The organism is uncultured Veillonella sp. (assembly GCF_963534045.1).
In the GTDB taxonomy this organism is placed as follows: Bacteria; Bacillota; Negativicutes; order Veillonellales; family Veillonellaceae; genus Veillonella.
This window is the reverse complement of sequence record NZ_CAUSQT010000002.1, coordinates 81,102-92,353: the sequence shown is the minus strand read 5'-3', so window position 1 is coordinate 92,353 and position 11,252 is coordinate 81,102. Positions and strand designations below refer to the sequence as shown.

Below are 11,252 nucleotides of genomic sequence, written 5' to 3'. Positions count from 1 at the left end.
GTTAGCAATGCCAACAACAAGGGCGAATATCCACAATTATTCGATATTACTGATATTAGGATCGATCGTGTCGCTATCTAAATCGAGTAATCCGATTAATGCATCTAAGTCACAGATTACCAGATGGTGTTTATCATAGGCTACATAGCCTAATTTTCGTAACTCACTGAGCATGCGGTTTAAACTTTCCCGAGATGTGGCAGCAAATTCAGCTAACTCTTGATTTGTTAACGCGATGTCTATATAGATACCGTCATCACGTTGAATACCATAGCTATTAGCTAAACGCAATAGTGTCGAATAGAATGCACCTTTTTTGCCATACAACAACAAATCTCTGTATTTGGCTTGTTGTCGCCGCATATGAAGTGTATAGATTTTCATCATTGCAATGGCCAGTGAATGGTCCTTTGCAATGGCTGGTTCTAAAACATCATAACGGATGGAATATACCGAGCATTTTTCACGTGCAATCGCATTGAACACGTAAGTCCGGGTGTTCGTCTCGTACAAAGGAATTTCACCAAGCACATTATTTGGCCCCACCAACCGATGAGCAAAAATATGACCACTTGCCTCAAATTTCTTAATACTAAGTCGCCCTTCACGGACAATAAAAAAATGATCTGCTATATCACCTTCGTGAAACAAAAACTCGCCTTTTTCAAGGTGAACTGTTTCTCCTGGCAATGCAAGTAACTGGTTAATTAACTCCTGTTCCATACTATCACCGTGCATCTTTCAGTGTCATTTGTCCACATTGATTGTGAAAGTTGCTTTCACAAACAGCCATGCACAAAAGGCACATATACTATATACTTTACGTATATTATCCCTATTATAACCGATTAATTCTCATATAAGTGTGTTTTTCGTCACATTCACATTATATTCTGTCCTATATAATAATGGTGTGATTTTAGGCACACTCTCTATTATTATAGTACCACATTTTTCAAGGCTTTTAAACGAGATGTGCCACATATTCGTGTGAAAAGATCTACCCTTTATCACATGTGTTTTAGTTAAAGGAGAGCTCTCATGTCAGAACTAAAAATGCCTCAAGTAGGGGCAAGCCGTAGCGAAATTGTGGCTAATTGGCAACCAGAAAATCCAGAATTTTGGGAAAAGTTTGGTAAAAAAATCGCTAAACAAAACTTGGTTATATCCACAATTGCATTAACCCTTTCATTCTGTGTATGGTATTTATGGGCAACCATTGCAGCACAACTAAATGGCGCTGGCTTTAACTTTACAACAGATCAATTATTTACATTAGCCGCATTACCAGGTCTTGTAGGTGCTACATTACGTTTTGTATATACCTACATGCCAGCCTTAATCGGTGGTAAGAACTGGACATTTATTTCCACACTTATTTTATTAGTTCCTGTTGTATGGCTTGGCTTTGCTGTTCAAGATACAACAACTTCTTATACGACATTCATGATCTTAACAGCCCTTATCGGTTTAGCGGGCGCCAACTTCTCGTCCTCCATGGCGTACATTGGCAACTTCTTCCCTAAATCCGAAAAAGGTACAGCCCTTGGTATCAACGGCGGCGTTGGTAACCTTGGTATCTCCGTAATCTACTTCTTAGCTCCATTCGCTATGGGTTCCGCTGCATTAGGTAGCGTATTTGGTGTAACACCAGCTATCATCAAAGGTAATGCAGTATACCTTGCCAATGCGGCTTTCATGTGGATTGTACCACTTGTTGTTATCCTTGCACTTATGACACGTTTCATGGATAACTTACCACTAGAAAAACCAAATCCTAAAAATCTTGTACAAATCTTTGGGAACAAACACACTTGGGCATTTACATTGCTATACACATGTTCCTTCGGTGCCTTCTCTGGTTATGCGGCAGCACTCGGCCTACTAGTAGGCAAGGAATTCCCTGAAATTCCATTTGCATCCATTGCATTTGTTGGTCCCCTTGTTGCAGGTGCCCTTCGTCCTGTAGGCGGTTGGTTATCCGACAAAATCAACAGCGGTACAAAAGTTACCTTTGTTAGCCTCATCGGCTTATGTGCTACCACTGCATTGATTGCAGTTGGTGTAGATATGCACAACTTCCCATTCTTCTTTGCTATGTCCGTATTGACATTCGTATGCTGTGGCTTTGCAACAGGTGCAACATTCCGTATGATTCCTCACGTATTTGGCAATCCGTTGTTATCCTCTTTAATCACAGGTTTCGTAGCTGCTGTAGCTGCATACGGTGCATTCATTACACCTAAAATCTTCGGTTTCGTATACTCCACATTCGGCAACATTCACCCTGCATTCGCAGTACTACTAGCATTCAACATCGTAACAGTTGCGGTTTGCTTCTGGTTCTATGTGAGAAAAGGGGCAAACATGAACGTATAAATTCATGTTCTACCTTATAACTGCGGAATAGAAAATATAATTTACTATCTAAACTTGGTAATAAAAGACACCCACAATTATCCTCCAGCTACTTTAACGGTCTGCGGCCTAGGGCCTTGACCTAGTAAAGTCGGATAATTGTGGGTGTTCTTTTATTGAAATTTAGATCTGTATTAGAACATCACATAGTAAATTATATTTTCTGCCACAGCAATTACGGTCGCCCATGAATTTATGCGTTCTAAATAGACAGAACGGCCTGCGGCGTAGGGCCTTGGCCTAGCAAAGTCGGATAATTGTGGGTGTTCTTTTATTGGAATTTAGATGTGAATTAAAGCATCTACATAGTAAATTATATTTTCTACCACAGCAGTTTCGGTCGTCCATGAATTTATGCGTTCTAAACAAACACAACGATCTGCGGCCTAAGGCCTCGACCTCGTCCATATACCTCTTCTAAAAATTAGAACAGGCCTGTTCTAATTTTTAGAAGAGGTATATGATAGCTTGTATAACACTATAGTGCTATACTCCTTATGTTGTTTTTATATTGTTATTGAGGTATACTATAAATATCAAGAGAGCCATTGACGTGTGCAAGCGTTAGGCTCATCTAAAAATCAGTAAAACGAGATGCGCCTAACGTGTAAGTATTACCAGTACTTATTACGTTAGGCGTTTCTTAAGTTTATTTGAATAAACTTAAGATAGAAATTACAATGAAGCGTCAGGCAGGCCTGACGCTTTTATTCTTTCATAAATAATTATTAGTTAATTAGGCTAAAACGTAGAAAATAAAACTCATCATTTAGATTTACTAATTTAGAGTTTACTTCTAATGAAATAACCCTCTCAGTACGTCCGACTTTGCTAGGTCAAGGCCATGCCGCAGACCGTTAAAGCGGTGGAGGACGCACGAGAGGGTATTTCATTACCTCGTAAAGAAGATGAGTTTTATTTTCGGTTAAATAGTCTAATCAATTAATAATTATTTTACTTCTGCCCAACCTAAAGCAGCACGTTTTTCATCGATATCAGCTAAGATTTTTTCAGCAACTTTAGCTGGATCTGTATTTACATACATAACAGAGCCTAGGATGTCTTTAGTGTCTTCTTTCAACCATTTTGTAACAGCATCAGAGCCTTGTGTAGGTGGCTCAACGCAGTGGTAAGAGTTGATACCCATCAAGCGGAAGCCAAGGGATGCATCGATACCTTTTTCGTTAGACCATTCAGGGCTAGACATAGCAAATGGTAATTGAGGCAAGTTAAGGCCTAATTCTGCTGCGATACCACCGAAGATACCGGAGGAACGTGCATTATCTACACATTCGCCAACATGCCATACTGGTGGTTGATCATCGCCCAAGAACTCTTGCAATGCAGGGCTACATTTCTTAATAGCATCTGTATTACAGTAACCAAGTTTCATCAATGGGAAGGACGCACAACCATTTGTTAAGATAATACAACCATTTTTGATAAGTGTATCAACGATATCTACAGTTGCTTTTTCGTAGATAACGCGAGGGTTGGAACAACCTACTACGTTAACGATACCACGAACTTTACCAGATTTTAAAGCCTCTGCCAATGGTTTGAAGGAACCATAATGTTTAACAGTGGATTCTGGAGAGAAACCAACCTCTGCAGTGATTTCGTATGGCGGAATGAATACAGGCATGCCTTTACGCAATTCATGAGCTTCAAGAGCTCGATCCAAGATTTTGCGAGCCAATGCTTTTGTTTCAGACAAGTTAGTATGATGGTGATCGTAACCAATGTGTTCTGCACCTGGTAAACGCGCTGCATCAGATGTAGTGATAACCTTTGTATTGAAGCAACGTGCTACGTCCATGATAGCAGGGTAAACGTCTTGAACGTCGGCTACCCAGCAGTCAAGAGCACCTGTACCAAGTACAAGCTCAGCACCGATAGCATTACACAATGGAATAACATTTTCATAACGGTACATGCTGGACAAACCAGAGCAACAAATACCGTAGAATTGGATGCCTTTGGCACCGATAGCTTTCGCTTTTTCTAAATACTCTTCAGAGGCACCAATTGTACAAATTTGGGATACTAATGTTGGCAAGTGACCATGAACAGCAATGTTAACATAACCTTTTTTCAAAGCACCGATGTTAACTTTGGATGTACGGCGACCGCCTTGTCCGAACAATGCATCTGTAGCGATATCTGCCGCTACTACGCCAGTGAATGTGAAAGCAAGACCACAACGCAAGAATTGTTTCATATTGCTTTCCCAATCGCCATCTGTACCTACGCAAGTACGATGATATGCATCAAATGCTTCATTGTACGCGGAAATAGGCAAAATATCCAAGTTTTTCCAAACTTCGCGACGTTCAGCAGGAGCCATTGCTGTAATGGTTTTATATTCGCCAGGCAATGCACGACTTAAATCTTCTAATAGAACGTCTGCCAAATCATTAGCTACTTCTTTCAAAGAACGACCTTCTTCAGGGATGTTGAAAGCCTTACATACAGTACGGATTTTTTCTTCGCCCAAAATTGGAATATCCAATTGATCATTAGCGGCAGCTTTCAAAGAAATCAAAATTTCACGAGCATGTGCACCATGTTGAGTCAAACCACCCGCAGCAGCACGTGTCATGTTACGAGCTACGATAAGGTCAGCATCGGCACCGCAAACGCCACGAGGGCTCTTAGGCGTAATTTTACATGGACCCATGAAACAAATACGACAACATACGCCAGCAATACCGAACGCACATTGAGGTTGTTGTTTATCGAAACGGTCGAATACAGTGTCGCAACCGATTTGTTCCATACGAAGAATCATCTCACGCACGGCAGGGTCAGGAGTTTGCTCGATAACATCTTGCTTAGTAGGCCATGTTTTACGATACTCAGCAACAGCCTTAAGATAATCATTTACGCCATGTTCATGAGGCACACCTGGTTCATGAGTGTGTGGCACCCATTTATCTGTAGGCAAAGCCTTTTCATGGCTATGATCGTGACCATGGTCATGATCATGGTGGTGGTCATGGTTGTGATCATGATGGTGATGATGACCGCCGCAATGGCAATGATGATGTTCACCATGGCTATGGTCATGGGTATTTTTATTTTCCACGTCTTTACTCATTTTAAACCTCCTAGGGGCCTACGTAGGCCAACCGCTAATAACAAGAAAACATATTCTTCTTCTATCTAAGTTAAATCCACCTTAATTGTGGGTTTTAAATCCTATCTTATAAATATGTTTTAAACTATCATAAGTATATTTGTTGAGAGGACAATTGTCAATCGAATTTTATACACATTATAAAAAATATCAGCTCTCATTCCCCATTATAACAATGTTTTTCAATTATAAAACTCATAATAATTTCATGAAACAAACTCATTTTTAATCCCTATTTATTACAGGAATTAAAAGCACTCATGAGAAATAAACACCTCATAACACTACTTCTATATACACCAACGATCCTCCTGCATCATTTTCACAAAAGCTTACTGCACCATCTAAAATATTTAAAACATTAGCTCCCCCTACACCGATGCACTAAAAACCTTAATGTAAACAGATACAGAAAAGAAATAGCCCCTCTGGAAAAAACTTCGGGCTCCGCTTTAGCGCAGTAGCGTATCGCTCTTAACGCAGATGTGATAAAAACTTTAGTGTACTTACTGAATAAGTAAGGATAAAAAAATCCTCCTCAAACGACTTCTCCCTCTGCTGTGGATTTTCCTACGGAAAATCTTACGCAGCGGGATTAGCGATGTGTGGCTCCCATCCGTCGCTACGCTCCTCTGTTAGCTCACACCCTGCGTTGGGCACCGCGTAGTGCAGTAGCTTCCCCCTACATCGATGCACTAAAAACCTTAATGTAAATAGCTACAGAAAAGAAATAGCCCCTCTGGAAAAAACTTCGGGCTCCGCTTTAGCGTAGTAGCTTCTCTAACGCAAATGTGCTAAAAACTTTAATGTATAAGCATAAAGGATAAAGTAAAAACAGCCCGTCACAAATGACTTCGGGCTCCGCTTTAGCGCAGTAGCGTGTCATTTGTGACGGGCTGTTTTGTATTTAACTATAGTGTTACATTAAAGTTTTTAGTACATCAAGTACTTCGTGTGGTAATTCATTTTTACCGTCTTTGAGTTTTTCCACGTATTCAGAGCGGAATTCAAAGGCTTGGTGCAGTTGGTGATGGTATTCACGCACATCAAATGGTGGTTCGAATCCTGGCACTTCTACGTAGGATAGGTTTTCATAGGCACCGAATGGTTCGAATTGTAGGTCTCCTTCTACTAGGCGTTCTAATAAATCAAGGGTCACTTCTTTAGGGATTTTCTTTTCAAGGAAGAATCCGGTGTTCATGATATAACAATCTACGCCACATTCTTTGAAGAGTTTTTTGTAGCTTTCATAATCACGAACTAACGGATAGGTACGGAATGGGTTTGCATATGGCTCAATAACGAGTGCATTTGGATCGACGTTGGCATCGAGTTTTTCCGCAGTAGAGCGGCGTGTTGCAAGGGTTGCGCCCATAGTGGAAGCCAACACAGGGTCGTCGATTTTAAGGATTGGTGGCAATGTTTTATCTTTCATCAGCCACACAATGGCATTAACCGGTTCGTCCACGTGGTTTACGCGATTGTCTGTCCAGAATTGGGATTTAATAGCACGGCCATTATTGTTGCGCACGTCCTCAGCCAATACGACCTTATTACCATTTTCATCGAGGGTAACGCCCACGTTTTGTAATGTTAACAAATATTTGTTAGCAGGGTGTTCCACAGGATAATCCTGCATTTTATCAAAGTATGTTGGTTCCATCGCAATGGAGGATAAATCATTTGTATTGATGATATATGCATCGTCATGCAAGATAGAAATATCATAGCGACCATTGTGTTTTTCGTGAGTCAATGTAGATTTACCGGAACCGGATAGACCAAATACGCCGATTGTGAAAGACTTACCAGTTTTAAGGTTATAGCGTTTCATACCGCCGTGGCAGGCTACGTAGCCATAACGGTTTGCTAAGGACCAAGCCAATGTTAATGTGCCTTTTTTATGTTCCCCAAAGTAACGCATGCCAAGAATCATAGCGCAGTTATGAGCAGGGTCAAAAATAGCAAGACCACCTGGATGACCTGGTACTACATAGTCAGGGTCAGAGTAGATATAAATATCCCCTTCCGGGATGTCCTTACTGTTGTTATAGAACTCTTTCACTGCATCGTCAAAGAATTTAAAGTTCATAATCCAAGAATACATGATGGATGCATGATCCTTTGGAATCATAAGATGAGCACGAGCCGTGAATTTTTGATCAAGACCAACCACAACTTGTGTAGAAATCCATTCTTTATTGCGACTATCATATACAGCATCACGAGCGATACCGGCTAATTCGACTTCATCAATACCTTCATCACCAATGATACGGCGAGCCTTCGCATAGCGGCCAGTCGTTTTACCATCATTAGTTACGAGAATTTTAGCGTCAGCTGGTAAACCTTGTTCTTCTGGTTTAAATACAGGCATATCAAGAAGAATGACACCTGGTTCTTGCGTTGCCAATGTATACGCTTCTGCTACAGATGTAACAGGTTTTACGTTATTGCCATAAAACGCAGTTTCAATGGTGCTGCGTAATTTAGAAAATAACGGATTTGTCTTGATTTCACTTTGATTCCAAATGCGACGTGTTGCCATTCTAATCCTCACCTTTATCGTATAACTTTATAAAAACCTATCGGTACGTGTATTGAAAATACTTCTAATAATTTCTATTTTACCTGTTTTTAACAAATTTGTATACACGAAAGAGATGAATAAAAGTAAATTATTGTATGTTTATTTTAAATTAGTGCAACACATTTTGTAATAATAAAATGAGGCAAGGTCACGCGACCTCGCCTCTTATTTACCTAAGAGAGTTACTTTTTATTAATAAATGCGTTGATTATCGCCTACAAAGTCAGTTTTATCCCAAGTCAACAATGTACGGGAGCCTTCTAATTCACGGATATGTGTACAATCTTGCATCATTTCTAGTACGCCTCGGAATTTACCATTTTCATCACGCACGGCCGTGTAGATAACATAGATAAACAAGCCCGGTTTATTGATCCAGAATTCAGCTTGGTTTTGCTCACCAGAACGAAATTTCTCTACGATTTCTTCTACTACATGAACAGACTTCGCAGGATGGCAATTCTTCACTTCACGACCAATAACATTGGCACTGCGAGGGAATATACGATGTGGCGTATCACTGTAAAACTTAACGAGTTCATTTTCATCAACATAAGACAAATCTACTGGAAGATGACGGAACAGCAAATTAATTTGCTCTAAGGTCAATTTGCCAGTGGCCACATCTAGGACAGCATCCTTACTAACGGCTGCACCTCCTACAGGGCCAACATATTTGGATAATAGACCTGCCAAATCGTTTAGGAACTCGTTAGATACAGCACCGTTTTGACCGGAGTTATTTGTATTTAGTTGTGCCGCAGAATCATTGATGCCTGTCACTACATATAAACCTGGTGCGTTAATAATAGCATAACCGATTTCATGGTCATTTTTGCTCATGCGCACAAACTCTTCATCGCTTAATAATTTAAAGGATGTTGGCAATAAAACCTCTAACTCCTTAGAGTTCAAATCACGTAACTTTGCCAGTGTTTCTGGAACAGATGCTAAAAACTCCTCATATTTATCTTCACGAAGCAATGCGTAGGATGAAGAGATAGAATCGCGCACGCCATCATCAAAGGTCCACATAATCCGCGTTGGACGATCAAACCCATGATTTTCTAACATTGGATATAATTGATTTTGCTTACGAGATAGATGGATACGCCATTCTGCTAAGGAATCAAAAACACCAAGCCAAGGATTTTTAATAAACTTATCTTGTTTTAACAGTTCATCCGCTTCAAGAGCTGCCTTTTCAACCGCATTAATTTCTTCTAAATAAGCCCATAACGGATGATTCTCTGGGTACTCATTTTCGGCACGCACTAATACACCGTCAAATAAATTCAACAAATCATCCATCTTGTCTAGTATTTCTTCATCCTTATAGACACCTTTCAAACTTTGCTCTGCATAAGCAAATTCGTCAGGCGTACAAGTACCTAACTTTTCTTTTAAAATACGGTTACCCTCTTCCAAGGATAATTTACCGTCTAAATAATCCTCTTTAATAGATATAATAATTCTGTACCGTTCGTTATTAATATCTAGCTTTTGCTGTAATGGATTCATATGCTTATACCTCCAGGGGTCAAAGACTATTAGTATATACAATATATTATTACTATATTAAATATACTTTTATTATATTCATTTTGAAAGTAATTTTCAGTTGCCATAGATACATTTTACAAGATAATTGAGCCACAAAATACTTTCACCCAATATAATTAAACCCTAAGTACTTTCACCAGCACATAAAAAGGCACCCATACAATGTATGAGTGCCTTCTATTAATTTCTCAAATCAATATATTCAGTTTTAGATGCCTCTACAGGATTGCCATTGCTATCCGTAGCCGGTGTAAATTTCCATGTAGAAATCGTGTTCACAATAGATGCATCCGCATCACTACTACCAGTGGTTCCCTGTAATTCTACATGAGAAACGGATCCATCTGTATTAATAGTAAAGTTTACATTAACAACAGTTGTATCACCGACATAACGATGTAGCACACCAGAATCAAAGCCTGGTGTAGATATTGCTTTTGGCGCTTCATAAGGTGTGGACGCCATGGAAACAGCGGTAGACATGGACATAATTAATGCCGTTAAGGCAACACAACGCAATACATTACTCATCATCTTTCTCCTCATTTAGTCTTATGACTACTCTCATCATTGAGTCCTAGACTGTTTCACTCCTTATTTTGCCTTAGGACCATTCGCTTTCGCATTCACATCAGATGCATGATTATCGTTAGACTGTGATTTGTCTACCGTCAATTTACCATTGCCGGACTTAGCGGGAGCATTACCCTTTGGCAATGTAATTGTCATGCCGATGATGGATGCATGGGCTTTTTGATCTGTGCCAATAGCCGGCGTAAATTCCCATTGTCTAATAGCAGCTTTCACAGCCTCATCAACAGGACCATAACCAGAGGATTGTTCTACAAAGACATTTTCAACCTTGCCTTGTTTGTTAATCAGGAATCGTACACGCATATGATCTGCTACGGTAATTCCATTTGGAATAGCTGGCATCGTAGGTTTAACGATGGATACCTCGCGAGGTGCTTCTGTAAATCTACCCGCAGCCGCATCAGCATGAGCAGGCAGCATAGCACCTACCGCAAATGTAAGAACAGCAGCACACGCAAATCGAGTTAATATATTCATGGTTTGATCCCCCTCGAAATTAATATAATAAATATACATATATAATACTCGATAAAGATGAAGAAAAAAATACTTAACTGCAAAATGTAGTCTATTAGTAAAAAATATATGTATAGAATAATTTTTATTGATAATTTTTCTCATCTATGTTATATTCATATTGACTAAATTGATCGGATTACACATCAAGTTGATGTAACAAAATTACAAAAGGAGGTTCATCATGAGACGTAGAAAGCGTATTCAAATGAAGGTCATGATGGTACTTGGTATCGTTGCCCTCGTTGGGCCTAACCATCTACAAGCTCTTATTCACTAAATGATCATGACCCTAGCAGAAGACTGTATAACTGCCAATAGCCGCTACGTTAGTAGCGGCTATTTTTCTGTTTAAATTTAGGGAAATATTCTCCACCTTCAAATGATTTCATCATTAAGACAGTACAGTTCACTCAAACAAGATTATTAAAG

The 11,252-nt window shown here is 39.6% G+C and carries 7 protein-coding genes; 1 reads left to right on the top strand and 6 read right to left on the bottom strand.

Annotation, left to right across the window (positions count from 1 at the left end; all coding sequences use genetic code 11):
- Positions 1 to 36: 36 nt before the first annotated feature.
- Positions 37 to 738 carry a Crp/Fnr family transcriptional regulator gene (locus tag RYP29_RS01050; protein WP_156717941.1) on the bottom strand — a complete coding sequence of 234 codons (702 nt, stop codon included), beginning with the start codon at positions 736 to 738 and terminating at the stop codon, positions 37 to 39.
- Between the two features lie 303 nt (positions 739 to 1,041).
- Here RYP29_RS01050 and RYP29_RS01045 point away from each other — a divergent pair, with 303 nt between their 5' ends.
- Positions 1,042 to 2,379 (top strand): MFS transporter, encoded by a 1,338-nt coding sequence (locus RYP29_RS01045; RefSeq protein WP_311531646.1) that lies wholly within the window; start codon positions 1,042 to 1,044, stop codon positions 2,377 to 2,379.
- Positions 2,380 to 3,367: 988 nt separating this feature from the next.
- Here RYP29_RS01045 and cooS read toward each other — a convergent pair.
- The 5 genes from cooS to RYP29_RS01020 form a co-directional block, all read right to left on the bottom strand.
- On the bottom strand, positions 3,368 to 5,518 hold the full coding sequence (cooS, locus tag RYP29_RS01040) for an anaerobic carbon-monoxide dehydrogenase catalytic subunit (protein ID WP_311531644.1): 2,151 nt from the start codon (positions 5,516 to 5,518) through the stop codon (positions 3,368 to 3,370).
- Between the two features lie 958 nt (positions 5,519 to 6,476).
- Complete coding sequence (locus tag RYP29_RS01035; RefSeq protein WP_302944601.1) at positions 6,477 to 8,105, bottom strand: phosphoenolpyruvate carboxykinase (ATP); 1,629 nt, start codon at positions 8,103 to 8,105, stop codon at positions 6,477 to 6,479.
- Positions 8,106 to 8,339: 234 nt separating this feature from the next.
- Positions 8,340 to 9,668 (bottom strand): DUF438 domain-containing protein, encoded by a 1,329-nt coding sequence (locus tag RYP29_RS01030; protein WP_311531640.1) that lies wholly within the window; start codon positions 9,666 to 9,668, stop codon positions 8,340 to 8,342.
- A gap of 222 nt (positions 9,669 to 9,890) precedes the next feature.
- A complete protein-coding gene (locus RYP29_RS01025; RefSeq protein ID WP_311531671.1) occupies positions 9,891 to 10,241 on the bottom strand; it encodes a TonB family protein in 351 nt (116 codons plus the stop codon).
- A 63-nt stretch (positions 10,242 to 10,304) separates the two neighbouring features.
- The gene (locus RYP29_RS01020) at positions 10,305 to 10,781 is read right to left on the bottom strand and encodes an energy transducer TonB (protein ID WP_311531638.1); all 477 of its coding nucleotides are present in this window, start codon (positions 10,779 to 10,781) and stop codon (positions 10,305 to 10,307) included.
- Between the last annotated feature and the right edge of the window lie 471 nt (positions 10,782 to 11,252).

Bases quoted from the DNA above. Each gene is read 5' to 3' on its own strand.
- RYP29_RS01050 (WP_156717941.1), bottom strand. From the start codon at position 738: ATGCACGGTGATAGTATGGAACAGGAGTTAATTAACCAGTTACTTGCA.
- RYP29_RS01045 (WP_311531646.1), top strand. From the start codon at position 1,042: ATGTCAGAACTAAAAATGCCTCAAGTAGGGGCAAGCCGTAGCGAAATT.
- cooS (WP_311531644.1), bottom strand. From the start codon at position 5,518: ATGAGTAAAGACGTGGAAAATAAAAATACCCATGACCATAGCCATGGT.
- RYP29_RS01035 (WP_302944601.1), bottom strand. From the start codon at position 8,105: ATGGCAACACGTCGCATTTGGAATCAAAGTGAAATCAAGACAAATCCG.
- RYP29_RS01030 (WP_311531640.1), bottom strand. From the start codon at position 9,668: ATGAATCCATTACAGCAAAAGCTAGATATTAATAACGAACGGTACAGA.
- RYP29_RS01025 (WP_311531671.1), bottom strand. From the start codon at position 10,241: ATGAGTAATGTATTGCGTTGTGTTGCCTTAACGGCATTAATTATGTCC.
- RYP29_RS01020 (WP_311531638.1), bottom strand. From the start codon at position 10,781: ATGAATATATTAACTCGATTTGCGTGTGCTGCTGTTCTTACATTTGCG.